This window comes from Nocardiopsis deserti, assembly GCF_008638355.1.
Lineage (GTDB): Bacteria > Actinomycetota > Actinomycetes > Streptosporangiales > Streptosporangiaceae > Nocardiopsis > Nocardiopsis alborubida.
The window spans coordinates 61,175-83,776 of the sequence record NZ_VWVS01000012.1 but is presented as its reverse complement, the minus strand read 5'-3'; the positions used below and the strand labels follow the sequence as shown (position 1 = coordinate 83,776).

Here is a 22,602-nt window from a genome sequence, read left to right as displayed (position 1 = left end):
TCCCGGCCTCCCTCGCCTATTCGGTCGATACGCCCATCGCTCGGGCGAGCGCCACGGCGATGACCTCGATGATGCCGGGGACGTAGAACACGATCCCGATGAAGATCGCCAGGATGATGAACTGCGCGAACCTCGTGATCTCCCTCGTGAACAGGAAGAACACCGCCACGATGGACACGATGACGAGGAAGAGCGGCCCGAAGAAGCCCCTCAGGAAGTCGGCGAGGCCACCGGTGTCGGGGGCGTTCTCGGTGGTCTGCGCCGCGAGGAAGAGCAGGTCGGCACCTCCGGCGGCGTGGAACACGTCCGGTGTGGAGGACAGCAGGGGGAGCATGTCAGGCGCCGCCCCCCGGTGTCGTTTCTGGTGTGCGCATGGTCCTTCTCTTCTCCTTGCCTACAGGCCCCGTCATCCGCCGAACGAGCGCGGGGCACCCTGGATGTCACGCACGTGCCACTCGCTTCCGGAGTCCACGACGGTGACCAGGTAGTTCTGCGTGATCTGCCCGGTCTCGGTCCCGTCGGAGGCCGGGACGTTCCACCGGACGGTGGCCGCTACCTGTCGTACGTCATCATTCCCGGTCGAGGCCTGTGTTGGCACCGTGATATCGGACAGTTCACCAAATTCCAGGCTGTTCTCCGGAAGCGGGGCGATAGTGACACCCGGTTCCACATAGCGCTCCAGGTGCGCCGGCTCCCCCGCGTAGGCCTCGAAGAAGCCGGACAGCACCCCCCCGAGCTGCTCCTCGGCCTCCGGGTCGGTCTCGAAGGCCGAGCCCTCGGGCAGGCTGGCCCGGGTCGGCGCGGCCAGCAGGGCCGGGTTGCCCGAGACCACCAGGGCCTCCCCGTCGGCGTAGACCGGCACGTCCAGGCGCATGGGCTCGCCGTTGACGTCGGCCCGCACGACGACGACGCCGTTGTGGTCGTCCTCCACCTGCACGGCGACGACCGTGAGGTTGTCGCCGGCGAGGCTGTCGGCGGGGACGTCCAGGGCGGCGGCCTCCCCCTCGGGGACGAACGCCGCCAGGTCCGACAGGCGCGCCTCGGGGTCCGCGGTGTCGAGGTAGGCCTCGGCGAACCGCATGCCGAAGGCCGCGGCGGCGGTCTCCGGATAGGTCACCGTGTCGCCCTGTTCGGGTTCCTCGGAGGCGTCCGGAAGGGCGAGACCGCCGCGCAACGGGAACCAGATGCCGTTGAAGACGACGACGATGATGAACGCCCACAGGACGGCGCGGCCCACACCGACCCACCAGCGCCCTCCGGCTCCGGCCCGGGGCCGTCGGCCGCGGGGGGCGTCGAGCCCCACGCCGCCGTCATCCGGCTCACCCGCGGCGGCACCGCGCCGCGACGCCTTCGCCATCCCCGCCTCCTGCACCCAGGTCCGTGCCGTCCGCTTCGGACGGCGTCTCCGCCATGCCCTTGTCTACCCCATCCCTATAGTGAGGCATTGTGCGGGTTGGGAGCGTCCTTGGTGACTCCGCGTTTCCCCGCCAACCGCACATTACGCACATGGGCTTAACTTCCCAAAAGGTGCACAACACGGCAAGAGTTGCACTAACTACCGCCGCGGTCACACACTTCGCCGCAATTATGGTCAGACCGGAAAGGGATTAGTTTCCTCGGGGGGAGCAAGATGTGTCCCCGCGGACCGGGAAACCGTTGACGGGATGTGACCGGGGCCCCGGACTGCCGTGCGCCCGTTCCCGCGTTGGTCCGGCCGCCCACCGGCTCCCGGCCGTGAACGCAGGCGGGCGCCCACCAGGGCGCTTCCCCGGCTTCGGGCCGTTCCGGCCCCGAGCACGGATCACCGCGTGAGCCCGGGAGCGTGCCCTAGATTGGCGGCATGCTCCGATACCTCGCAGCCCGGGTGTTCTGGTCCCTCAGCCGGTGGAAGCTGGTCACCGAGCCCAAGCCCGACCGCCCCACCGTGCTGATCGGTGCCCCACACACCTCCAACTGGGATTTCGTGCTCATGCTCGCCATCTCCTGGCGCCTGGGCCTGGAGCTGCACTGGCTGGGGAAACAGAGCCTGTTCACGGGCTGGCGCGGCCCGGTCATGCGCGCGCTCGGTGGAATCCCCGTCGATCGCGCGAATCCCGGCCGGGTCGTCGACGACGTCGTCCGGCGCGTGCGGTCCGGCGAGACCTTCGGCCTGGTCATCACCCCCGACGGCACCCGCGGGGCGCACACGCACTGGAAGTCCGGCTTCTACCGCATCGCCCGCGAGACGGGGTTGCCGGTGACGCTCGGTTTCGTCGACCGCACCACGATGACCACCGGGCTCGGCCCGACCTTCGAACTGAGCGGCGACGTCGCGGAGGACATGGGCCGCGTCCGCGTCTTCTACGCCGACAAGGCGGGGCACAGCCCGGAGCGGCGCGTCGAACCGCGCTTGCGCGAGGAGGGCGGCGCCGACTGATCCCCGTCCGGGCCCGCCGACCGGCATCCCGCCACGAGACGGAAACCGTCGACCCTCAGTAGTGGGAGCTGGCGGAGACGACGATGACCTCGCGGTCCGTGCCCGGACACGGTCCCGACGGCGCCTTGGTCGTCGTTGACCCTCGTGGTCAACGGGAAGAGGGGTCTACGTGCTTCGCTCGCGGTGACGGACATTCCGACTCCTTCGATGAGTGGTACCGCATGTCGCACCACTCGCGTGCGGACGGGGCCGGAGGGACTCCGGCTCCGGGGCACACGGAGGGGCCGCGGGGTCGCGCGCTCGGCGCGCTCCCACGGCCCCTCGTCGACTCGGTCAGACGTTGAAGCGGAACTCCACCACGTCGCCGTCGGCCATCACGTAGTCCTTGCCCTCGATGCGGACCTTGCCCGACGCGCGGGCGGTCTGCATGTCGCCCGCGGCGACCAGGTCGTCGAAGGAGACCACCTCGGCCTTGATGAAGCCGCGCTGGAAGTCGGTGTGGATGACTCCGGCGGCCTCGGGGGCGGTGGCGCCCTTGCGGATCGTCCAGGCGCGGGCCTCCTTGGGCCCGGCGGTCAGGTAGGTCTGCAGCCCCAGGGTGGCGAAGCCGACCCGGGCGAGCTGGGCCAGGCCCGACTCGGTCTGGCCCATGGACTCCAGCAGCTCCTGCGCCTCGTCCTCGTCCAGCTCGGCCAGCTCCGCCTCGATCTTGGCGTCCAGGAAGATCGCCTCGGCCGGGGCGACGAGCTCCTGGAGCTTGGTGCGCAGCGCCCCGTCGGCCAGCTCGTCGGTGTCGAGGTTGAACACGTAGATGAACGGCTTGACCGTGAGCAGGCTCAGCTCGCGCAGCCGGTCCAGGTCAACGCCCTTGGCCGCGGACAGCGAGGTGCCCCCGTCGAGGACCTCCTGGGCGTCGCGGGCGGCCTGGAGCAGCTCCTGGGCGCCCTTGTCCTTGGCGTTGCGCTTGGCGTCCTTCTCCAGGCGGGGAAGCGCCTTCTCCAGGGTCTGGAGGTCGGCCAGGATCAGCTCGGTGTTGATGGTCTCGATGTCGCGGGAGGGCTCGACGTCACCGTCGACGTGCGTGACGTCGGGGTCGTCGAAGGCCCGGATCACCTGGCAGATGGCGTCGCTCTCGCGGATGTTGGCCAGGAACTTGTTACCCAGGCCCTCACCGGTGGAGGCGCCGCGCACGATACCCGCGATGTCGACGAAGTCCACCGTCGCCGGGATGACCTTCGCCGAGTCGAAGATCTCGGCCAGCTTCCCGAGCCGGGCGTCGGGAACGCCCACGACCCCGACGTTGGGCTCGATGGTCGCGAACGGGTAGTTCGCGGCCAGGGCGTCGTTCTTGGTCAGCGCGTTGAAGAGGGTGGACTTGCCGACGTTGGGCAGGCCGACGATCCCGATAGACAGACTCACAAGGTCAGAGTCTATGCGGACCCGCGGGTGGGCGGTCCCGCCGCCTCCGGGTCCCGGCCGCCCCGCCCGGGGCCGCGAACCTCCTCACCGCCGCACCCGGCCCGGTCAGCGGGTCGGGTCCCGCTCCGGACGGCGGGGTGGAAGGCGGGACGCGGGACCGCGGGCGGTACCGGACCGGAAAAACAGGGCCAATCGCCGAAACGCAGTGCGCAGGAGACGCTACTCACAGTAGGTTCGACAGATGCTGCCGGGAACCGGGGCGGCGACCGTCCGGTGCGCGGACCACCCGTCGCACGCACGACTCCGCCTTCCCGGACCTGGACCGACACACCGCCGCTGGCGCGGCAGGCGCGCGGTGCGGCGGCCGGTGGGAGGACCGGCCCCGGACCGCGTCGGACGGGGGCGCCGGAGCACACGGCTGACGCCGTGGACCGGCACTCCCCGTCGCAGCACCTTTCCTGGGGGGAGACAACCGTGGTCACCGACCAACTGAGGGCGCTCGTGCGCCGCTACCCGCTCGTCCGCTTCGCGACCCGCAAGATCCGCGTCCGGCTGCCCAGACGGCTGGGCGGGCTGGACCCGGACCGGGTCCCGCCGTGGACCCGCGAGGTGGCCTTCTCCCTGCCCCGCCTGGATTCGGACACGCGCCGGATCGGCCCGGACGGCCTCTCCCTGCGGCTGCCCGGCGACCTCACCGTTCCGCGGCGGCTGGCCGCCTTCGGGCTGTCCCGGCACGAGCCCGACAGCCTGGCCTGCTTCATGGCGATGCTCGACCACACCCGCCCCGGCGCGGTGTTCGACGTGGGCTCCGGCGTGGGGGTGTACTCGCTGCTGGCCGCCGCGCGCACGCGCCGACCGGTGTTCGCGTTCGAGCCCACCCCGGAGATCGCCGCGGCGGCCCGGGTGGTGTCCTCGTCGGCGGACCTGGGCTTCACCGTGGTGGAACTGGCGCTGAGCAACCACACCGGCACCGCCCATCTGCGGCGGGCCCGGCACAACGACATGTGCAACACGCTGGTGCGCTCGGCGCGCACCGACCTGTCGCACATCACCGTCGAGGTGACCACCCTGGCGCGGTGGAACGAGGACGCGTCGGCCTTCCCGACCGTGCTCAAGATCGACACGGTCGGCACGGAGCCGGACGTGGTCGCCGGAGGGCTGGAGGTCCTGCGCCGTTACCGGCCGTGGATGCTGGTGAAGGTGCGGCCCGACCGGGGCGTGGAGGAGCGGCTCATGGCGCTGCTCGACCCGCTGGAGTACACCTGGTACCCGGTGAGCGGACCGCCGCCCTACGAGCCGCGCCCGGAGATCTCGGGTCGGGCCTCCCCCGCGTGGGAACGGATGTGGCTGTTCACGCCGGAGCCGGTGACGGAGGAGTTCTGGCCCTCGGTGCGCGGCTGGCGCAGGGCGCTGGAGTCCTGCCGTCCCGGCTCCCGCGGGAACCCGAACCCCTAGGTCGTGCTCCTTGGAGCATCTCGTAGGCCGTGCTCCTTGGAGCATCTCGGTCCCGCCCGTCGCCCTCCACCACCCTCAGCGGAGAGCCTGCGGCTCCAGCTTTGCCGCGGGCACCGGGCTGCCTCTCGCCGCGCCGGTTTCGCTTGACCAGCCGACCGGGCTGACCTGCGCGAACCGTCTTGCGAGAAATTGCCCGGACGGCCGCTCGCTGATCCGAAGGCCTCCGCGGAACACTCCCTAGAGCCAGCCCTCCAACGCGGCGAGGAACCCGGGCAGGTTGTCCCGGTGGACGCAGTGCCCGGCGCCCTTCACGACCCGGACGGTGAAACCGCGTCGGGTCATCTCGTCCGCGGTCTGGGGCGTGACGGTGACGCTGTCGCCCGCACGCAGGACGAGGGAGGGCACGACCGGTTCGCCGGGCAGGAGGTCGTGCCCGGCGATCTCCTCGGCGACGAAGTCGAAGAACTCCGGGTCGAAGGCGGCGAAGCCCCTGACCTCCCTCTCGACGTCGTCGTCGGTCCACCTGGGGTTGCTCTGGCGCACGCGCGTGGCGTCGGCGGTGACGAAGACGCGGCGCACCCGCTCACCGGCGTCGGCGTGCATGGGGGGCAGGCGGAACGCCGGGTCCACGTACACCGCACGGGCCGGGCGCAACCGCTCCACCGCCAGCGAGAGCGCGACCGCGCCCATGGAGTGGCCGACGGCCAGGTCGGCCCCGGTGGGCAGGGAGTCCGCCAGGTCGTCGCCGAGCGCCGCTACGGAGTAGGAGCCGCGCGGGCTGTTGCCGTGGCCGCGCATGTCGACGCTGACCACCCGGCGGCCGCGTTCGACCAGCGCGTCCTCGACGGCGTGCCAGGTCTCGTGGGTGGCCATGGATCCGTGGACGAGGAGCACGGTGAGGTCTCCGGTGCCGCGGGTGTAGGTCTCCAGTCTCATGGGAGCGGGCCTCCTGGGGAAGTGAGGGACTGCCAGGCGCGGGGACCGGTGAGAGGTGGTCCGGCCCCGGACGGAGACCTCAGGTTCTCGAAAACTTTTGCACAAGGGAAGTACATGACCGGAAGCGGCCTCGTGTCCGGCCCCGCTTCCCTCCGGAACCCCGTACCGCCCGGGTCCGCGCACCGGGAACCCGCCCCCGCTGGTCGGGCCCGCACGCCCGGCGCCTGGGAACGGCGGGGCCCGGCGCGAACGGGCCCCACCCACCGGATGCCCGGGGCCGGTGGACATGCCGGACTTGGCGGTTCTGCTCACCGATGTCCTGCGTGGCGGGGAGCCGCACGACGGCGCGGGCTGACACCATAGACGGCCATGAACGGCCTCGCACTCGTACTCATGCTCCTGATCGGCCTGGCGGTCGGCACCGCCGTGGGCTGGGTCCTGGCCCGCGGCCGGGAGGCCGAGACGCGGGCCGACGCCCGCGCGGCCCAGGAGCGGGCGGCCTACGTGGAGGAACAGCTCGCCGACCGGTTCCGCGCCCTGTCCGCGCAGGCACTGGACCAGACCAACCAGCGCTTCATGGAGCTGGCGGAGGGGCGGCTGCGCGCGGTCAGCGCCGAGGCCGGGGGCGACCTGGACGAGCGGCGTCGCGCGGTGGAGCGCATGGTCGAGCCGCTGACACGGACCCTGGACCGGGTGGAGCGCCAGCTGCGGGAGGCCGACGCGGGGCGCGCCGCGGCCCACGCGGAGCTGGCCAAGCAGGTCGAGTACGTGCGCGAGGGCTCGGAGCGCCTGCGCGACCAGACACAGTCTCTGGTGACGGCGTTGCGGCGGCCCGAGGCGCGCGGCCGGTGGGGCGAGCTCCAGCTGCGCAGGGTGGCGGAGCTGGCGGGGATGGGCTCGCACTGCGACTTCGAGGAGCAGGCCGCCACGCGCGACGGGACGCGGCGCCCGGACATGGTGGTGCGCCTGGCGGGCGGCAAGAACATCGTGGTGGACTCCAAGGTCCCGCTGGCGGCCTACCTGGACGCCGTGGAGGCGGGCGCGGAGGAGGCCGCGCGGCACCTGCGCACGCACGCCAGGCACCTGCGCACGCACGTGGACCAGCTGGCGGCCAAGGCGTACTGGTCGGCGTTCACCCCGGCTCCGGAGTTCGTGGTGCTGTTCATCCCCGGGGAGGCGTTCCTGGCCCCGGCGCTGGAGTACGACCCGGAGCTGCTGGAGTACGCGATGGGGCGTCGGGTGCACATCGCGACGCCGACGACGCTGATCTCGCTGCTACGGACGGCGCAGTACGCCTGGCAGCAGGAGGCGCTGAGCGAGAACGCGCGGGCGGTGTTCGACCTGGGCAAGCAGCTGCACGAGCGGCTGGGCACGCTCGGCGGGCACGTGGAGGGACTGGGCCGGGCCCTGACCCGGACGGTGAGCGCCTACAACCAGACCGTGGGGTCGCTGGAGAGCCGGGTGCTGGTGACGGCCCGCCGGTTCGGCGAGCTGGGGCTGGTGGACGGCGAGCTGGACCGGCCCGTGGGCGTGGAGGAGCGTCCGCGCGCGGTGGTGGCGCCCGAACTGTCGGACCCGGGCGGCACCGGAGCAGGCCCTGGGAGCCGGAGTGGTCCGGGATCCGGCGGGCAGAGGAACGGAACGGACGTCCGTCGCGAGACGTCGGAACCGCAACGGCCCAAGCCGGTGTCCAACGGGGAGGAAGGCGTGTTCGTCACGGATGGGACAAGTAACCGGAAGGACGACACGATCCATGAAAAAGACACCGAACATTCACGAGAAGTGACACACTAAACACCGTGAGTAACACACTGGGGAGGCGGACGGCTATGCCCCCGCGGAAGGCGGACGGCCCCGAACGCGGGCGCGCACCGTACTTCGTGCGGCCCGACGGCCGCGTCCGGGACGTGCCGCATGTCAGGAAGAGGGAGCGCCCGGTGTCGAGGCCGAAGGAGAACGCCCCCGGGACCCCGCCCCGCCTGACCGGACGCGGCGGTGTGCTGGCGATCATCGTGTTCAGCTTCGCCGGGGCCATGGTCTCGCACTGGGCGGGCACCCCCGCGGCTCCGGGAGTCGCCTTCACCCTCGCCTGCCTGCTCGGTGCGTTCCTGGTCCGGCCCAGCGACCTGCTGTCGCTGTCGGTCAGTCCGCCCATCGCGTTCTTCGTCGCCGTGGTCGCCGCCGAGAGCGTGCTGGCCCTGGGCAGCGAGGGGTTCGCCCGGGTGCTGCTCCTGGGGCTGGCGTCGCGGCTGGCCGAGGTCGCCCCCTGGCTGTTCCTGGGTACGGCGCTGGTCCTGGTGATCGGGGTGTTCCGGGGCCTTCCCGGCAACATCCGCGATCTGGGCGACCAGCTGAACGGCCGCGGGTAGGGCCCGGGCCGCGCGACCCGGTGCGGGCAGGTCAGCGCGGGAGGGCCAGCACACGCGGAGGAGTGCACCGCACAGGCCGTGCGTGTCCCAGGCCGCGGGACGCGGACCGCGAGGCGGCCCCGATCCTCAGAAGGGCGTGTCGCCGTCCCCCGGTTCGTCCCCCCGGCGCTCGTCCATGGCGGCGGCCAGTTTGGCGCGGGCGCCCTCCAGCCACTGCTCGCACACCCGGGCCAGTTCCTCGCCGCGCTCCCACAGGGCCAGCGAGTCCTTCAGGCTGAGTCCGCCCGACTCCAGCTGCCGGACGACGTTGTTGAGCTCCTCCCGGCTCTCCTCGTAGCTGAGCTCGGGCTCGGCGGTGCCCTCGCCGCGGGTCTTGGCGCTCTTGGCTGCCATTTCCTACCCCTCCTCGGAGGTGTCTTCGGTGTGGACTGACTCCACGGTCGCGGTCAGGCTGTCCTCGGCGAACCGTACGCGCAGGGACTCCCCCGCGTCCGGTTCCCGGGCCGAGCGCACCACCGACCCGTCCTCGCGCTGCACGATCGCGTAACCGCGCGCCAGCGTGGTCGCCGGGGACAGGGCGTGCAGGCGCGCCCGGGTGTGGCCGAGGCCGTCGGCGGACCGGTCCAGCGACACGGTCAGGCTCCGGCGGGCCCGGTCGCGCAGGTCCGCGACCTGCTCGGCGAGCCGGTCGACCTCGCGCACCGGGCTGGCGAGCACCGGACGCGAGCGCATGCCCTCCAGCCAGGAGAGTTCGCGCTCCACCCCGCCCCGGAGGACCCGGCGGCCCCGGTCGCGGAGCTGGCGGATGGTCTCCAGCTGCTCGCCGACGTCGGGAACCGTCCTCTTGGCGGCGTCGGTGGGGGTGGAGGCGCGCACGTCGGCGACGTGGTCGAGCAGCGGGGCGTCCTGTTCGTGGCCGATCGCGCTCACCACGGGGGTGCCCGCGGAGGCGACGGCGCGTACGAGGGCCTCGTCGGAGAAGGGCAGCAGGTCCTCCAGGGAACCGCCGCCCCGGGCGATGACGATGACGTCGACGTCGGGGTGCGAGTCCAGGTCCTTGAGCGCCTCCATCACCTCGCGCACGGCCCGGTCCCCCTGGACGGCGACCGGGCGCACCTCGAAGCGCACGGCGGGCCAGCGACGGCGCCCGTTCTCCAGCACGTCGCGCTCGGCCGCGGAGTCGCGTCCGCAGATGAGCCCGACGGTGTTGGGCAGGAAGGGCAGGGGACGCTTGCGCGCGGCGTCGAAGAGGCCCTCGGCGGTCAGGGTACGGCGCAGCTGTTCGAGCCGGGCCAGCAGCTCGCCCAGACCGACGTGGCGGATCTCCAGGGCGCGCAGCGAGAAGGTGCCGCGGACCTCGTAGAAGTCGGGCTTGGCGTGCACGACCACGCGCGCCCCGGGTTCGGGTGGCGGGCTCTGCGCGTCCAGCACCGAGGTCTGGCAGACCACGCGCACCGACACGTTGGCGACGGGGTCGCGCAGCGTGATGTAGGCCATGCGGCCCCGCCGGTTCAGTTCGGCGATCTGGCCCTCGACCCAGATGCGGCCCAGGCGGCCGATCCACTGGCCGACGGCGTTGAGGACGACGCGTACCGGTTGCGGCGCCTCTGCGGAACTGTCCATGCCCATGCCAACCGAGCCTAGGCCAGGGCGGGGACAGTTCGGGGCAGGCCCGCCAGGCACGGGGGGTGGAGCGGCGGGGCCGGGGCGGTCGGAGGCTGCCGGGCGCGGCGGGGCCGGGCGGGGCGCCGGGCGGGGAGCGGTCAGGCGGTCGCGTCGCCGCCGGCGGAGACGGTGTTGTTCAGGCCGATGTCGGTGACGGAGGGCTCGCCCTCGGCGTGGTGGACGGTGTTGTCGGCACCGGTCACGCGGATGGAGTCGGCGCTGCCGATGTGCACCGTCAGCTCGTTGCCCAGGATGGAGACCTCGCCGCACTGGCCGTTGAGGACGACCTCGGCCCCGCTGGCGGTCACGTTGACGTTCTGGCCGTCGCACTCCTCGGTGACGCTGCCCTCGACCGTGGCTATGGTGAGGTCGCCGGTCTCGCTGTCCACGGAGATGCCGCCGCCCTCGTCGAGGGTGATGTCGCCGTCCTCGTTACCGACCGAGACGTCACCGTTGGAGTCGACGGAGACCTCTCCGTCCTCACTGCCGACGGACACGCCGTCGGGGTCCACGGAGACCTCCTGGTCGGTCCCGGGGATACCGACCGAACAACCGGTCAGCCAGAACGCGGTGGCCGCGAGGAGCGCGGCGGCGGGGGCAGCGGAACGCATGTGGTGTCCTTTCGGACGGGAAGCGCTGGTGTGGTCACCTCTATGACGTTCCGTACCGCCCCGCGGTTCCCGTGCCCCGCGGACGCGGCCGTCAGCGGGGCCGACGGCGCTCCCGCCCCGGCGGTCCGCGCGCGTCAGGCCTCGGCCTCCAGCTTGGCGATGCGGTTGTCGTACATCTTGATGAACTCGGGACGGCTCTGGTGGGCGACCTCGTAGGCGCGCAGCTCGCGGACCTGCTCGATGGTGAGCTTGCGCAGGCGTGCGCGGACCGAGGGCAGGGTGAGCTCGTCGTAGGTGGGCACGGCGAGGTCCTCCATGGAGGGGGCGGCGCCCTTGCGCACCCTCTCCAGGATCTCGTCGCTGCTGACCTTGGTGTGCGCCTCGGCTGCGGCGAGCTCCTCCGCGATGGCGGCGCCCTCCTCGGGGACGTCCGCGGTGGCGGGGGTGGCGGGTTCGGTCCTCTCCTCCCGGCCGCTTCCGGCCTCCTCGGGCTTCTTCTTCGCGGCGGGCTTGACCGGCTCAGCGGGCTTCTCCTGCACGACCGGCTCGGCGGCCTCAGGGGTCGCCGGGGCCTCGGAGGTGGCAGGGGTCTCCTCGGGCTTCTTCTTCGCGGCGGGCTTGACCGGCTCAGCGGGCTTCTCCTGCACGACCGGCTCGGCGGCCTCAGGGGTCGCCGGGGCCTCGGAGGTGGCAGGGGTCTCCTCGGGCTTCTTCTTCGCGGCGGGCTTGACCGGCTCAGCGGGCTTCTCCTGCACGACCGGCTCGGCGGCCGTGGGCTCCTCGGTCTTCACCTCCGCGGTCACGGGCTCCTGCTCGGCGGCGGGCTCAGCGGCCTCAGCCTTCTCGGCCTCGGTCGCGACGGCCTCGTCCGCGGCCGTGCTCCGCGCGGTCACGTCCTCGGTCTCCGCGGGCGCGGGGGCGGGGGACTGGGGGGTCCCGTCCGCCTCCTGGGCCGCGGGCTCAGGCGTGGCCGCCGTTTCCTTGCGCCCGAAGATGCCCTTGACCAGGGCGACCAGCTTCGTGGCGAGCGTCGGGTTCGACATAGGACGGGGGCTCCTGGTGATCTCGGCGGGTGGGGTGAGCGGCGCGCGAACAGCCGACCGGCAGGGCCGAGGTGAGGGCGAACCGCCTGCAATGCGTGTGATGGTGAACCAGGATAGAGGAGGGAGGAACACCATGAGCAGGGGAGAAGTGAACGATTTCGCCACTTCGAGGCGCAACCGGATGCGCCCCGTTGCGATACCGTCACCTTGGCACCGGTCGCGCGCCGAAGCGGCCTGTTCAGTGCCGTCTCCCACACCCGGGTCGCACGCCGCCCAAGCCACCTAGGATGTAACACATGACTGCGATGACGACTGCCACGAACCAACGCCGTGTGCTCCTCGCCAATCCCCGGGGCTACTGCGCCGGTGTCGACCGCGCTGTCATCACCGTCGAGAAAGCCCTGGAGCAGTACGGCGCGCCGATCTACGTCCGCAAGCAGATCGTGCACAACACCCACGTGGTGCGCACCCTGGAGGAACGGGGCGCGATCTTCGTCGAGGAGACCGAGGAGGTGCCCGAGGGGGCCATCGTGGTCTTCTCCGCGCACGGCGTCTCCCCGGTCGTGCACGAGGAGGCGCACAGGCGCAGCCTCAAGACGATCGACGCCACCTGCCCGCTCGTCACCAAGGTCCACAAGGAGGCCAAGCGCTTCGCCTCCGAGGACCGGGACATCATCCTCATCGGCCACATCGGCCACGAGGAGGTCGAGGGCACCAGCGGTGAGGCCCCCGAGCACATCCAGATCGTGGAGAGCCCGGACGAGGTGCACAAGGTCCAGGTGCGCAACCCGGACAACGTGTCGTGGCTCTCCCAGACGACCCTGTCGGTGGACGAGACCACCCAGACGGTGGACGCCCTGCGCGAGCGGTTCCCGAACCTGCTCGACCCGCCCAGCGACGACATCTGCTACGCCACCTCCAACCGCCAGGACGCGGTCAAGGCGATGGCGCCCGAGTGCGAGCTGGTCATCGTGGTCGGCTCCGACAACTCGTCGAACTCGGTCCGCCTGGTGGAGGTGGCCCTGGACGCCGGCGCCGACGCCGCCCACCTGATCGACAACGCCTCGCTGATGGACGACTCCTGGCTGGAGGGCGTGACCACGGTCGGCGTGACCAGCGGCGCCTCCGTGCCGGACATCCTGGTGCGCGAGCTGCTCGACAAGCTGTCCGGGCACGGCTACGGCACGGTCACCCCGGTGACCACCGCCGACGAGACGCTGACCTTCTCGCTGCCCAAGGAGCTGCGCCGAGACCTGCGCGCCGAGTAGCGCCCAGGTTCCCGGTCCCCGGGAGCACACCCAGCACGCGCAGGCGCCCGGTCGGGACAACCGACCGGGCGCCTCCTCATGCGGGGAGTCGGACGCGGAAACCGCCCGGCGCGCCCGCGAGCGTCCCCCGGCGCCGTCAGCCCCGCAGGGCGGCGTCCACCTCCGACAGCAGCCGCGCCTTGGACCGCGCGCCGACCAGCTTCAGCATCGGCTCGCCGTCGCGGAAGAGCATCAGCGTCGGCAGCGACATCACCCCGTGCCCGCGTGTGGTGAGGGGGTTGTCGTCGGCGTTGACCTTGCGGACGGCGAGCGTTCCGGCGCGCTCGTCCGCGATCTGGTCGAGCACCGGGGCCAGCATGCGGCAGGGCGGGCACCAGTCCGCCCAGAACTCCACCAGGACGGGACCCTCACCGCCAAGGACGTCGCGTTCGAAGGTCCCGTCGGTGACGGCGGACACCTCGGCGGTCGAATTCGTGGACGGCATCACGGCTCCTTGGGATCGTTCGCTTCGCCGGTGCACAGCCCGGCCGCCCCGCAGCCCCCGGTCTCGCGGACCAGGGCCTCGGACAGCTTGGCCGTGAGACTGTCGCGCATCGCGCCGAGCCGCTCCAGGCAGGCGTCCACCTCCGCGAGCCTGCGCCGGTAGACCTCGATCGAGTCGGGGCAGGAGTCCCCGGTCGCGTGGCCCGAGCGCAGGCACTCGACGAACGGACGGGTGTCGTCGAGGCTGAGGCCGACGGCCTGGAGGGTCAGGATCTCGCTGACCAGCCGGTAGTCGTCCTCGCCGTAGTCCCGGTAGCCGTTGGCCGAGCGCCGTGCGCTGAGCAGTCCCTGGGTCTCGTAGAACCGCAGGGCGCGGGCCGTGGTCCCGGTACGTCGGGCGAGTTCACCGATGCGCATGGGACGACCGTAAACCCTGACGTTGGCGTCAAGGCAAGGAGGCGGGCACACCCGGAAACGGCCGGGATCCGCCGGTCCCGCTCAGGCGCCCGAGGACTCCCCGCCACCGTCGGCGTCGGTCTCCAGGCCCTCGGCCAGGCGGGTCAGCTCGTCCAGGTCGGCGGGGCCGAACACGACCAGGGTCGCGCCCTCCTCGCGCAGGACCAGGGCGTTCTCGTCCTCGGACTCGTGGTGCTCCCACTCGCGGCCGTCGATCGCGACCGTACCGGCCCGCTCGGCGCCCGGGACCCTCTCCGCGAGGACGGCGCCGGGGTCGGCGTCGCTCTGGACCAACATGGCGTGGCTGTCCTCGGCCGTGGCGAATCCCACGCTCCACTGGACCGGCCCGGACACGTCCAGCGTGGAACTGGTGGGCGTCCACCCCTCCTGTTCCAGGTCGGCGGAGGGCACCGTCACCGGGTAGTCCGCCGACTCCCGCAGGACGTCGGCGTCCGGCCGGTACTCCACCGACGGAATGCTCTCGCCCGAGCGCGTGGCGACCACGAACGCCATGACCAGGACGATGCCGACGATGACGCCGAGGGAGATGGCGTAGTTCTTGAAGGTCGCGCTGGACCGGCTGTACTCACTCATGACCTCTCCAGCTTGCCGCAGGTCCCGGGCCCCGGGGACCCGGGGTGCGCTTAGCGCCGGGGTTCGAGCTGGGTGAGCAGACCGGTGATGTCGTCGGCGAGCCGGCGGGCCTCGGCGTCCTCGCGCCGGACCACCTCGGCCACGGCCAGCAGCATGGCACCGCTCACGACGATGAGCAGGGCCTCGTCCACGGGCTCGTCGGCCTTGCGGAACAGCGCCACGTTGCGGTCGGTCCACTGGGTGAGCCGGGCCCGCAGCTGGTAGTCGAACCCGGGGGGACCGTCACCGCTGAAGAACAGCCGTGTGGTCTCCCTCTCCTCGATGCACCCGAGCAGGTAGGCGCGGGCGGCGATGTTCATCAGCCGCGTGGGGTCCTTCTCCCCGCCGGAGCGGGCCTCCACGACCGCCTGGTGGGTGCGGTCCTGCTGGCGCTGCTGGAACTCCTCGTACAGGGCGAGGTAGAGGTCGGCCTTGCCGCTGAAGTGGTGGTAGAGGCTGCCGACGCTGGCCCCGGCCGCGGCGACGACCTCGCTCACCCCGGCCTTGGCGAAACCCACCGTGCGAAAGACCTGGGATGCCGCGTTGAGCAGGGCGCTGCGGGTGGCCGCGCCGCGCGGGGAGATCCTCGCGGGCTTGTCCGTCTTGTCCACTGTCACGCCTCACTCCAGTCCGGGTCACGCCAGAGTAGTCCGTCCCCGTCCACCCGTGAGCGCCCCGAGGGGTACCCGTGACCCCGCGGGTGTCACATCGGGTGACTACCCTAAGACCTGCCCCCGCCCTGTTGTCCCGACGGAAGGTGTGTCCATGTCGCAGTCCAGCAGCCAGCCCAAGGCCCCGGATCGCAACCTCGCGCTGGAACTGGTCCGTGTCACCGAGACCGCGGCGCTCGCCGCGGCCCGCTGGGTGGGCAAGGGCGACAAGATCGGCGCGGACGGGGCCGCGGTGCGCGGCATGCGGCACATGATCAGCACCGTGTCCATGAACGGGACCGTGGTGATCGGCGAGGGCGAGAAGGACAACGCCCCGATGCTCTACAACGGCGAGCGGGTCGGTGACGGCGGCGGCCAGGACTGGGACGTGGCGGTCGACCCGATCGACGGCACCACCCTGACCGCCATGGGCATGCCCAACGCCGTGTCGGTGATCGCGCTGAGTCCGCGCGACACCATGTTCGACCCCTCCGCGGTGTTCTACATGGAGAAGCTCGCCACGGGTCCCGAGGCCGCCGACGTGGTGGACATCGCCGCTCCCGTGGCCGACAACGTCCGGGCCGTGGCCCGCGCCAAGGGCAAGTCGCCGCAGGACGTGACCGTCGTCATCCTGGACCGCCCCCGGCACAAGCAGATCGTGCAGGACGTGCGCGACGCGGGCGCCCGGATCAAGTTCATCAGCGACGGCGACGTGGCCGGGGCGATCATGGCGGCCCGCGCGGGAACCGGCGTGGACCTGCTGCTGGGCATCGGCGGCACACCGGAGGGCATCATCACCGCGTGCGCGATGAAGTGCCTGGACGGCGTCATCCAGGGCCGCCTGTGGCCCAAGGACGAGGAGGAGCGCCGCAAGGCGCTCGACGCGGGGCACGACCTGGACCGCGTGCTCCGCACCGACGACCTCGTCTCGTCCGACGACGTGTTCTTCGCCGCGACCGGCATCACCGACGGGGAGCTGGTCGGCGGCGTCCGCTACGAGTCCGCGCGGGTCATCACCGACTCCCTGGTCATGCGCGGCCGCAGCGGCACCGTCCGCCAGGTGCTCAGCGAGCACCGCCTGGGCAAGCTGGCCTCCTACAGCGGCGTCGACCTGACCTCGGCTCCCTACCGCGGCGAGGAACCCCAGTCGGTCTAGGCGCTGGCCCGAGGACCTCCGCGGAAAGCTCCACCCCGGTGTCCCGTCCCGGCCGGTACGGGACACCGGGCCCCTTCCCCACCGGCCGACCGAAAAGGGCGCGGGACGCGAACCACACCGGGTCGATGCGGCATCAGACCCGGCGTTGGTTGCGCGGTGCACGCGCCAAGGAATTCCCCGCCGGAGGTTTGATGTCCTACCCCGATCCCCCACAGCAGCCCCCGTGGCAGCCCCAGCAGCCAGGGCAGGGCCACCCTCCGCCGCAGGCTCCCGGCCAGTACTCCGCGGGCTTCGGCGGCGGCGCGCCCGGCGGTCCGCCCCCCGCGGGCCCCTTCCCGGGGGGCCAGCACTCCGGCGGGCACGTGCCGCCCTCCGGCGGCGGCGGCCGCAGCAGGGGCTGGCTGATCCCGACCGCCGCGGGCACCGCGCTCCTCCTCATGGGCGGCACGGTGTGGGCCACCGTCTCGCTGGTCAGCTTCGGCGGTCCCCAGCCGGAGGAGGTGCTCCCGGGCAGCGCGCTCGCGTTCGGCAGGATCGACCTGTCCATCGACGGCTCCCAGGCCATGGAGCTGTTGCAGTTCGTGGACCGGCTCCCGGACGAGGTCACCGCGGAGATGGACGAGCCCGACGGCGACATGACGGGGCTGGTCGCCGAGGGGTTCGTGGCCGCCTTCCCCGAGGCGCAGCAGTCCGAGGTCGAGGAGTGGATCGGCCAGCGCGTGGGCTTCGCGATGTGGCCCGCCAGCGGAGAGGCCGAGCTGGGCGAGGGCGCCGGCGTGGCCGGGGCGTTCGCGCTCGCGGTGGAGGACGAGCGGCTCGCCCAGGAGGAGCTGGAGCAGCTCAGCGGCGACTACGACGACCTCTACTTCGAGGTGGTCGACGACTTCGCGCTCCTCACCACCTCCGACGCGGCGCTGGCCGACCTGCACGCGCAGGTGGACGAGCACGGTCCCCTGGCCGACGCCGACACCTTCTCCGACGACATGGCCGACGTGCCCGGCGGCAGCCTGGCCGCGGGATGGGCGGACATCGCGCGCCTGATGGAGGTCGAGGAGTTCGCCCAGGAGTTCGAGGCCGACCTGGCCGCCGAGACCGGTGAGCTGAGCGGCCGGATGACCGCGTCCCTGCGGGTGGACGGCGACTACCTGGAGGCGCGGACGGACGTCTTCGACCTCACGGTGAACGACACCGACCTGGCGTGGCTGGCCGAGACCCCGGGCGCGAGCGTGGCGGCGATGGAGTCGCTGCCCGAGAGCACGGTCATGGCCTTGGGCGCCAGCGGCCTGGACACGGCGCTGGCCGACGCCTACGAGAGCGACTCGATCCCGTTCATGACGAGCAGCGGCCAGATGCAGGAGATGGAGCGCCAGTTCAACTCGATGGGCGCCCCGCTGCCGGAGGGCTTCACCCAGCTGCTGGGCTCCTCGACCGCGTTCGGTGTCACCGACATGAACCTGGAGGGCTTCTTCGGGTCCTCCTACAGCGACGGTGGGGAGGCGTCCTTCCAGTACCGCGCGGTGGGCGGTGACGAGCAGATCCTGAGCGACTTCGTCGAGGGCATGGTCGTCGACTCGTACAGCACCCCGCCGGGGGTGAGCACCGACGGCGACGCCGTGGTGGTGTCCCAGGGCAGCAGCGCCACCGGGCGTCTGGGCGACGACCCGGTCTTCCAGCAGACCATGCAGGAGATGGACTCGGCGGTGATAGCCGGGTACATGGACCTGCGCCAGGTGCTGACCGACAGCGAGGTGGAGGCCCCCGGCCAGTGGGGCGCCGTGGGCGTGGCGCTGAACGTCACCGAGGAGGGACAGCGCAGCAGCGTCGAGCTGCGCTGGTCGCCCAGCGGCGGCGAGTAGCCGTACGACGCACGGGTGCGCGGACGGCGTGGGGGGACGGTGGTCCCCCCACGCCGTCCGTGTGTGTAGGGGGTCAGCCGACCACGCGGTGTCTCATCCGGGCGCACGCCAGGAACCACATGAGGACCACGAACACCAGCAGCACTCCGAGGTGGAGCAGTGCCGGTCCGACCCCGAGGTTGCCGAAGACCGCCCCGCGGGTCAGTTCGACCGAGTGGTAAAGCGGGTTGACCATGGCCGCGTTCTGCACCCAGCCGGGCAGTTCCGTGAGCGGGAAGAACGTGCCCGCCACCAGGAACAGCGGGGTGAACAGGCCGCTGAACACGTAGTCCATGGACCGCACCGAGTTGATCAGGGCGGAGATCCAGATACCGAAGAGCGCGAAGGCGAACCCGGAGAGGAAGGCGATGAGCGGCACGAGCAGCAGGCCGGGGCCGGGACGCAGCCCGAACCCGACCGCGACCAGCAGCGGCACGCACCCGTACACGCCCGAGCGCATCGCCAGCCACAGCGCCTCGCCGGTGACGAGTTCGCGCACGTCCACGGGGGCGGCGAGGATGCCCTCGTAGGTGTGCAGGAACCGGCGTTTGATGAAGGTGTTGATGACCCCGGGCATCATCGACTGGAACAGCACCGACACCGCCACGATGCCGGTACCGAGGAAGTCGATGTAGCTGTACCCGGCGAGGGTGCCGATGAGGGCGCCCATACCGAAGCCGAAGCAGAGCAGGTAGAGGGTGGGCTCGACCACGGCCGCGAAGGTGGTCGCCCGCCAGGACTGGCCGTACAGGATCCACTCGCGGGCGACGACGCCCATCACCGCGTCGGCTTCCAACCGGCCGGGGCGGGCGTGGATCTCGGGCCGGGCGTCCTCCCGGGCCTGCTGTGTCTGGACTGTCATTCCGTACTCTCCCCGGTCAGGGTCACGAAAACGTCCTCCAGGGTGCTCACCCGTCTCAGCGGCACGCCCAGCCGGTCGCGCAGGGAGTCGGGCAGCTCCTCGGCGCGCAGGACCGACACGGTGGTGCCGGTGCGCCGGGTGGTGAAGCCGTGGCCGTGGACGAGGCGTTCGAGCCCGTCGGCGCCGTCCTCGCCCGGGACGTACTCCTCGACGGTGGCCCCCGCGTACTTGGCGACGAGGTCGGCGGGGGTGCCGCGCTCGACGACCCTGCCCGCGGCCATGAGCGCCACCTCGTCGGAGAGGCGTTCGGCCTCCTCGATGTAGTGGGTGGACATCAGTACGGTGACGCCCTCGGCGCGCAGCGCGGAGATGACGCTCCACAGGTCCTGGCGCACCTGCGGATCCAGGCCCACGGTGGGCTCGTCCATGAGGACGAGTTCGGGCCGGTGCAGCAGGGCGCGGACGATGAGCAGGCGGCGGCGCATGCCCCCGGACAGGTCGTCGACGAGGGTCGCGCCCCGGTCGGCGAGCTGGGCGAGCCTCATGGCCCGGGCGATGGCCTCGCGGCGCCGACGGCGCGGCACCCGGTAGAGGTAGGAGAACATCCGCAGGTTCTGCTCGACGGTGAGCTCCTCGTCGAGGTTGTCGTGCTGGGGCACGACGCCCATGCGGGCGCGGGCCCACTTGGACTCGTCGGGGATGGCGTGGCCGAGGATGCGGATCTCGCCCTCGTCGGCGAGGGACTGGGCGGTGAGCATCTTCATGGTCGTGGACTTGCCCGCGCCGTTGGGCCCGAGCAGGCCCAGGACGACGCCCTGCGGGACCTCCAGGTCGAGCCCGTCGACGGCGGTGAGCGAACCGAAGCGCTTGACGACCCCCCGGAGTCGCAGGGCGGGGACGACCGGTGTGTCGTCGGCGTCCATCGTCGCGCTCCCGGACGGACGGCGGCCGGGGTCAGGTGTGGTCATGGACACAAAGGTAGACAGCGGGGGCGACGGATTTCCAGCGGGTTTCTCCGGCTGTGGAAACACTCCCCCGCGCCGTGCGCGGCCGCCGCGCGCGGGCCGCGCACGCGTCCCCGTCGCGCGGTCCGACCAGCGGAAAACCCGTTGCCCCGGTCGGGGCGTCCGCCTACGATCGTCCTCCGGACCCGTAGGAACGAGAGTCCGGAGGACGACTCCGGACGGAGGAAGGGTGAGTATGCCCCGGAACGCGCCGAGCGCGCCTGACAGTCACGCGGGCCACCGCCGTACCCGGTCCCCGGGTACCTGAGGCGGCCACGCCCCTTCCGTCGAGAAGCGCTCGGCCTGCTCCCTGCTGTCTGTCACCGTTTCCAGCAAGGAGTACCTCCGGGTGTCCACCACCGATTCCTCCGGCCGTTCCGGCCGACGCGCTGGCTCAGGCCACCGCTCCGACTCCGTTCCGCGCGCCGGCGCCTTCGCCTGCGTGCGCTGCGGTCTGTCCGTGTCCCTCCTCGGTCCCGAGGGGGAACCGCGCGACCACTGCCCGAGCTGTCTGAGTTCCCGCCACGTCCTGGACCGGGTCGGGGGCGGCGCCTCCGACTGCGGCGGGCGCATGGCGCCGATCTCCGTCGCGGTCCCGCGCGGCGGAGCCTGGACGCTCATCCACCGCTGCGGCGTGTGCGACGAGATGTCCGAGAGCGCCGTCTCACCGGACGACAACCACCTCGTCCTCATGCGGATCGCGGTCCGGCCGTTGGCCGAACCGCCCTTCCCGCTCGACCTGTTCGGGGAGGTGTGAGCGTGGGCCGACGCAACACCCGTGTCCCCAGGCGTCCCCAGCGCCCCAAGACCGTGCTGCACGCCCACGGAGAGGCGGGCGGCGCGGGCTCGTTCCGCTGTGTGCGGTGCCGCCTGGAGATCCCGGCCCGCGCGCCGGGGACGGCCCACCGCAACCACTGCCCGCACTGCCTGGCCAGCCTGCACGTGGACCTGCGGTTCCCCGGCGACCGCGCGTCCGACTGCCGGGGCGCGATGGACGCGCTGAGCATGGCGGCGCGACCGGACGGGGAGTGGATGATCGTCCACCGCTGTGTGCGGTGCGGCGAGCTCGGCTCCAACCGCGTGGCGGGCGACGACAACGCCCGTGCACTGGTCAGGGTGGCGGTCCGGCCGCTGGCCGCCGCCTCCGACGCGGTCGCCAGGCGGGCGCTGATGGACCTGTAGCGGCGGGCGGGGCGGGGCCGTGCGGCTCCCGTCCCGCCCGGGTCCGGCGCGCCACGCTCCCCGGGCGGACCGGCACGGTGTGCTCCCGGGCGGACCGACGCGGGGCGCCTCCCGGGCAAGCCAGCGCGGAGCGCTCCCCGGACGCCACCGACGCGCGGTGGTCCACGGACGGGCGACCGTTCCGGGGTTTGGCCTAATGTGGGCGGTGTGAGTGAGGAAGTGTCCCCCGATCGGCTCCGCGCCTCCAACACCGACCGCGAACGGGTCCTGCGGGTCCTGCGCGATGCCGCCGCCGACGGCCGCCTGGACCTGGAGGAGTTCGAGGAGCGCTCCTCCCTCGCGCACGAGGCCCGGACCCTCGGCGAGCTGCCCGGGATCACCGCCGACCTCCTCCCCGCCGAGCAGCAGCCCATCCGTCTGGACCGCCAGCCCGTCCTGGGCCTGTTCGGCAGCGCCGAGCGCAGGGGCCGCTGGGTGGCCTATCCGAACGAGCTGGCCGTGGCGCTGGTCGGCAGGGTCGAGGTGGACATGCGCGAGGCGCTCCTGATGCACAACCACCACCGGATGACCGTGACCGCCGTCCTGGGCCGCGTGGAGATCGACGTCCCCGAGGGCGTCGAGGTGCGGCTGACCGGCTGGTCGTTCCTGGGCAGGCGCACCACCACCGCGCGCCGCTCCGAGCTGTCCCACCCCCCGGTGCTGGAGATCGACGGGTTCTCCCTGTTCGGCGTGGTACGCGTGCGCACACCCAGGAGGCGCCGCCTCCTGGGATGGCGCCGCCGCGAGCGCCGACGCGGCATCGGGGCCTGACCCCGCGGCCCGCACGGTGCCGCCGCGGGCCGACCGGCACACCCTGGTCCACCCCGTCCCCGAGGAGGCCCCGCGGGCCGACCGGCACACCTCGCCGGTCCCGCCCCGCACACCCCCGGAGCCGCCGTGGGCCGCACCGGACCCGCACCGACCTGCGAGGACCGCCGCCCGGGCACAGCGGACGGCGGCGGTGTCAACATGACGCGCGCAACACCGCCAACCCCGGGTGAGGTGGCGGTGTGCTCCGGTGCGTCTGGCAGTCTGGGGCTCACAGGTTTTCCCAGGGAGA

Annotated in this window: 24 protein-coding genes; 10 read left to right on the top strand and 14 right to left on the bottom strand. The window is 72.2% G+C overall.

The window, feature by feature from the left end:
* Nucleotides 1-16 precede the first annotated feature (16 nt).
* A complete protein-coding gene (locus FYW99_RS15505; protein WP_013151193.1) occupies nucleotides 17-334 on the bottom strand; it encodes a hypothetical protein in 318 nt (105 codons plus the stop codon).
* 72 nt (nucleotides 335-406) lie between these two features.
* The gene (locus tag FYW99_RS15500; RefSeq protein WP_150252763.1) at nucleotides 407-1,357 is read right to left on the bottom strand and encodes a conjugal transfer protein; all 951 of its coding nucleotides are present in this window, start codon (nucleotides 1,355-1,357) and stop codon (nucleotides 407-409) included.
* 483 nt (nucleotides 1,358-1,840) lie between these two features.
* Here FYW99_RS15500 and FYW99_RS15495 point away from each other — a divergent pair, with 483 nt between their 5' ends.
* The gene (locus FYW99_RS15495) at nucleotides 1,841-2,416 is read left to right on the top strand and encodes a 1-acyl-sn-glycerol-3-phosphate acyltransferase (protein ID WP_150252762.1); all 576 of its coding nucleotides are present in this window, start codon (nucleotides 1,841-1,843) and stop codon (nucleotides 2,414-2,416) included.
* Between the two features lie 333 nt (nucleotides 2,417-2,749).
* On the opposite strand, the gene ychF is transcribed toward FYW99_RS15495, so the two are convergent.
* A complete protein-coding gene (gene ychF, locus FYW99_RS15490) occupies nucleotides 2,750-3,835 on the bottom strand; it encodes a redox-regulated ATPase YchF (protein WP_150252761.1) in 1,086 nt (361 codons plus the stop codon).
* Nucleotides 3,836-4,309: 474 nt separating this feature from the next.
* Between ychF and FYW99_RS15485 the strand changes: the two genes are divergently transcribed.
* On the top strand, nucleotides 4,310-5,290 hold the full coding sequence (locus FYW99_RS15485) for an FkbM family methyltransferase (RefSeq protein ID WP_150252760.1): 981 nt from the start codon (nucleotides 4,310-4,312) through the stop codon (nucleotides 5,288-5,290).
* Nucleotides 5,291-5,527: 237 nt separating this feature from the next.
* Here FYW99_RS15485 and FYW99_RS15480 read toward each other — a convergent pair whose 3' ends face one another.
* The gene (locus FYW99_RS15480) at nucleotides 5,528-6,226 is read right to left on the bottom strand and encodes an alpha/beta fold hydrolase (RefSeq protein WP_150252759.1); all 699 of its coding nucleotides are present in this window, start codon (nucleotides 6,224-6,226) and stop codon (nucleotides 5,528-5,530) included.
* Between the two features lie 369 nt (nucleotides 6,227-6,595).
* Here FYW99_RS15480 and rmuC point away from each other — a divergent pair, with 369 nt between their 5' ends.
* Both rmuC and FYW99_RS15470 read left to right on the top strand, forming a co-directional pair.
* Nucleotides 6,596-8,020, top strand: coding sequence for a DNA recombination protein RmuC (rmuC, locus tag FYW99_RS15475; RefSeq protein WP_150252758.1), 1,425 nt, complete (start codon nucleotides 6,596-6,598; stop codon nucleotides 8,018-8,020).
* Between the two features lie 35 nt (nucleotides 8,021-8,055).
* Nucleotides 8,056-8,595: a DUF6542 domain-containing protein gene (locus FYW99_RS15470; RefSeq protein ID WP_150252757.1), complete on the top strand. Its 540-nt coding sequence runs from the start codon at nucleotides 8,056-8,058 to the stop codon at nucleotides 8,593-8,595.
* Between the two features lie 126 nt (nucleotides 8,596-8,721).
* On the opposite strand, the gene FYW99_RS15465 is transcribed toward FYW99_RS15470, so the two are convergent.
* The 4 genes from FYW99_RS15465 to FYW99_RS15450 form a co-directional block, all read right to left on the bottom strand.
* Entirely contained in the window at nucleotides 8,722-8,988 is a 267-nt protein-coding gene (locus tag FYW99_RS15465) for an exodeoxyribonuclease VII small subunit (RefSeq protein WP_150252756.1), read from the bottom strand.
* 3 nt (nucleotides 8,989-8,991) lie between these two features.
* Nucleotides 8,992-10,224: an exodeoxyribonuclease VII large subunit gene (xseA, locus tag FYW99_RS15460; RefSeq protein ID WP_150252755.1), complete on the bottom strand. Its 1,233-nt coding sequence runs from the start codon at nucleotides 10,222-10,224 to the stop codon at nucleotides 8,992-8,994.
* Between the two features lie 134 nt (nucleotides 10,225-10,358).
* On the bottom strand, nucleotides 10,359-10,871 hold the full coding sequence (locus FYW99_RS15455) for a DUF3060 domain-containing protein (RefSeq protein ID WP_150252754.1): 513 nt from the start codon (nucleotides 10,869-10,871) through the stop codon (nucleotides 10,359-10,361).
* Nucleotides 10,872-11,005: 134 nt separating this feature from the next.
* On the bottom strand, nucleotides 11,006-11,914 hold the full coding sequence (locus tag FYW99_RS15450) for a hypothetical protein (RefSeq protein ID WP_150252753.1): 909 nt from the start codon (nucleotides 11,912-11,914) through the stop codon (nucleotides 11,006-11,008).
* Nucleotides 11,915-12,210: 296 nt separating this feature from the next.
* On the opposite strand from FYW99_RS15450, the gene FYW99_RS15445 reads away from it, so the two are divergent.
* Nucleotides 12,211-13,182: a 4-hydroxy-3-methylbut-2-enyl diphosphate reductase gene (locus FYW99_RS15445; protein WP_190394675.1), complete on the top strand. Its 972-nt coding sequence runs from the start codon at nucleotides 12,211-12,213 to the stop codon at nucleotides 13,180-13,182.
* 136 nt (nucleotides 13,183-13,318) lie between these two features.
* Here FYW99_RS15445 and trxA read toward each other — a convergent pair whose 3' ends face one another.
* The 4 genes from trxA to FYW99_RS15425 all read right to left on the bottom strand — a co-directional run bounded on the left by trxA (nucleotide 13,319) and on the right by FYW99_RS15425 (nucleotide 15,365).
* On the bottom strand, nucleotides 13,319-13,666 hold the full coding sequence (gene trxA, locus FYW99_RS15440; RefSeq protein ID WP_150252752.1) for a thioredoxin: 348 nt from the start codon (nucleotides 13,664-13,666) through the stop codon (nucleotides 13,319-13,321).
* Nucleotides 13,666-14,082, bottom strand: a complete 417-nt coding sequence (locus tag FYW99_RS15435) for a MerR family transcriptional regulator (protein ID WP_150252751.1) — start codon at nucleotides 14,080-14,082, stop codon at nucleotides 13,666-13,668. The genes trxA and FYW99_RS15435 overlap by 1 nt, the downstream gene beginning before the upstream one ends.
* A gap of 81 nt (nucleotides 14,083-14,163) precedes the next feature.
* Entirely contained in the window at nucleotides 14,164-14,715 is a 552-nt protein-coding gene (locus FYW99_RS15430; RefSeq protein ID WP_150252750.1) for a DUF4245 domain-containing protein, read from the bottom strand.
* A 50-nt stretch (nucleotides 14,716-14,765) separates the two neighbouring features.
* Nucleotides 14,766-15,365 (bottom strand): TetR/AcrR family transcriptional regulator, encoded by a 600-nt coding sequence (locus tag FYW99_RS15425; RefSeq protein ID WP_150252974.1) that lies wholly within the window; start codon nucleotides 15,363-15,365, stop codon nucleotides 14,766-14,768.
* 154 nt (nucleotides 15,366-15,519) lie between these two features.
* Between FYW99_RS15425 and glpX the strand changes: the two genes are divergently transcribed.
* Nucleotides 15,520-16,560 (top strand): class II fructose-bisphosphatase, encoded by a 1,041-nt coding sequence (gene glpX / locus FYW99_RS15420; protein WP_150252749.1) that lies wholly within the window; start codon nucleotides 15,520-15,522, stop codon nucleotides 16,558-16,560.
* A 191-nt stretch (nucleotides 16,561-16,751) separates the two neighbouring features.
* A complete protein-coding gene (locus FYW99_RS15415) occupies nucleotides 16,752-18,416 on the top strand; it encodes a hypothetical protein (RefSeq protein WP_150252748.1) in 1,665 nt (554 codons plus the stop codon).
* Nucleotides 18,417-18,489: 73 nt separating this feature from the next.
* Here FYW99_RS15415 and FYW99_RS15410 read toward each other — a convergent pair whose 3' ends face one another.
* Together FYW99_RS15410 and FYW99_RS15405 are read right to left on the bottom strand one after the other, a co-directional pair.
* Complete coding sequence (locus FYW99_RS15410; RefSeq protein WP_150252747.1) at nucleotides 18,490-19,317, bottom strand: ABC transporter permease; 828 nt, start codon at nucleotides 19,315-19,317, stop codon at nucleotides 18,490-18,492.
* Nucleotides 19,314-20,240, bottom strand: coding sequence for an ABC transporter ATP-binding protein (locus FYW99_RS15405; RefSeq protein ID WP_150252973.1), 927 nt, complete (start codon nucleotides 20,238-20,240; stop codon nucleotides 19,314-19,316). Before FYW99_RS15405 ends, FYW99_RS15410 begins: the two co-directional genes overlap by 4 nt.
* A gap of 430 nt (nucleotides 20,241-20,670) precedes the next feature.
* On the opposite strand from FYW99_RS15405, the gene FYW99_RS15400 reads away from it, so the two are divergent.
* From FYW99_RS15400 to FYW99_RS15390, 3 genes are all read left to right on the top strand, one after another.
* Nucleotides 20,671-21,078 (top strand): RNHCP domain-containing protein, encoded by a 408-nt coding sequence (locus FYW99_RS15400; RefSeq protein WP_150252746.1) that lies wholly within the window; start codon nucleotides 20,671-20,673, stop codon nucleotides 21,076-21,078.
* Nucleotides 21,075-21,503, top strand: a complete 429-nt coding sequence (locus FYW99_RS15395; protein WP_150252745.1) for an RNHCP domain-containing protein — start codon at nucleotides 21,075-21,077, stop codon at nucleotides 21,501-21,503. Before FYW99_RS15400 ends, FYW99_RS15395 begins: the two co-directional genes overlap by 4 nt.
* 219 nt (nucleotides 21,504-21,722) lie before the next feature.
* Nucleotides 21,723-22,313: a DUF1707 SHOCT-like domain-containing protein gene (locus FYW99_RS15390; protein WP_150252972.1), complete on the top strand. Its 591-nt coding sequence runs from the start codon at nucleotides 21,723-21,725 to the stop codon at nucleotides 22,311-22,313.
* Nucleotides 22,314-22,602 lie beyond the last annotated feature (289 nt).

What these genes read in the sequence shown, in the direction of transcription:
- FYW99_RS15430 (WP_150252750.1), bottom strand. Translation starts at nt 14,715, where the DNA reads ATGAGTGAGTACAGCCGGTCCAGCGCGACCTTCAAGAACTACGCCATC.
- FYW99_RS15415 (WP_150252748.1), top strand. Translation starts at nt 16,752, where the DNA reads ATGTCCTACCCCGATCCCCCACAGCAGCCCCCGTGGCAGCCCCAGCAG.
- FYW99_RS15465 (WP_150252756.1), bottom strand. Translation starts at nt 8,988, where the DNA reads ATGGCAGCCAAGAGCGCCAAGACCCGCGGCGAGGGCACCGCCGAGCCC.
- FYW99_RS15455 (WP_150252754.1), bottom strand. Translation starts at nt 10,871, where the DNA reads ATGCGTTCCGCTGCCCCCGCCGCCGCGCTCCTCGCGGCCACCGCGTTC.
- FYW99_RS15495 (WP_150252762.1), top strand. Translation starts at nt 1,841, where the DNA reads ATGCTCCGATACCTCGCAGCCCGGGTGTTCTGGTCCCTCAGCCGGTGG.
- xseA (WP_150252755.1), bottom strand. Translation starts at nt 10,224, where the DNA reads ATGGGCATGGACAGTTCCGCAGAGGCGCCGCAACCGGTACGCGTCGTC.
- FYW99_RS15410 (WP_150252747.1), bottom strand. Translation starts at nt 19,317, where the DNA reads ATGACAGTCCAGACACAGCAGGCCCGGGAGGACGCCCGGCCCGAGATC.
- FYW99_RS15470 (WP_150252757.1), top strand. Translation starts at nt 8,056, where the DNA reads ATGCCCCCGCGGAAGGCGGACGGCCCCGAACGCGGGCGCGCACCGTAC.
- FYW99_RS15405 (WP_150252973.1), bottom strand. Translation starts at nt 20,240, where the DNA reads ATGGACGCCGACGACACACCGGTCGTCCCCGCCCTGCGACTCCGGGGG.
- FYW99_RS15480 (WP_150252759.1), bottom strand. Translation starts at nt 6,226, where the DNA reads ATGAGACTGGAGACCTACACCCGCGGCACCGGAGACCTCACCGTGCTC.
- rmuC (WP_150252758.1), top strand. Translation starts at nt 6,596, where the DNA reads ATGAACGGCCTCGCACTCGTACTCATGCTCCTGATCGGCCTGGCGGTC.
- FYW99_RS15505 (WP_013151193.1), bottom strand. Translation starts at nt 334, where the DNA reads ATGCTCCCCCTGCTGTCCTCCACACCGGACGTGTTCCACGCCGCCGGA.
- FYW99_RS15500 (WP_150252763.1), bottom strand. Translation starts at nt 1,357, where the DNA reads ATGGCGAAGGCGTCGCGGCGCGGTGCCGCCGCGGGTGAGCCGGATGAC.
- FYW99_RS15435 (WP_150252751.1), bottom strand. Translation starts at nt 14,082, where the DNA reads ATGCGCATCGGTGAACTCGCCCGACGTACCGGGACCACGGCCCGCGCC.
- FYW99_RS15450 (WP_150252753.1), bottom strand. Translation starts at nt 11,914, where the DNA reads ATGTCGAACCCGACGCTCGCCACGAAGCTGGTCGCCCTGGTCAAGGGC.
- trxA (WP_150252752.1), bottom strand. Translation starts at nt 13,666, where the DNA reads ATGCCGTCCACGAATTCGACCGCCGAGGTGTCCGCCGTCACCGACGGG.
- glpX (WP_150252749.1), top strand. Translation starts at nt 15,520, where the DNA reads ATGTCGCAGTCCAGCAGCCAGCCCAAGGCCCCGGATCGCAACCTCGCG.
- FYW99_RS15445 (WP_190394675.1), top strand. Translation starts at nt 12,211, where the DNA reads ATGACTGCGATGACGACTGCCACGAACCAACGCCGTGTGCTCCTCGCC.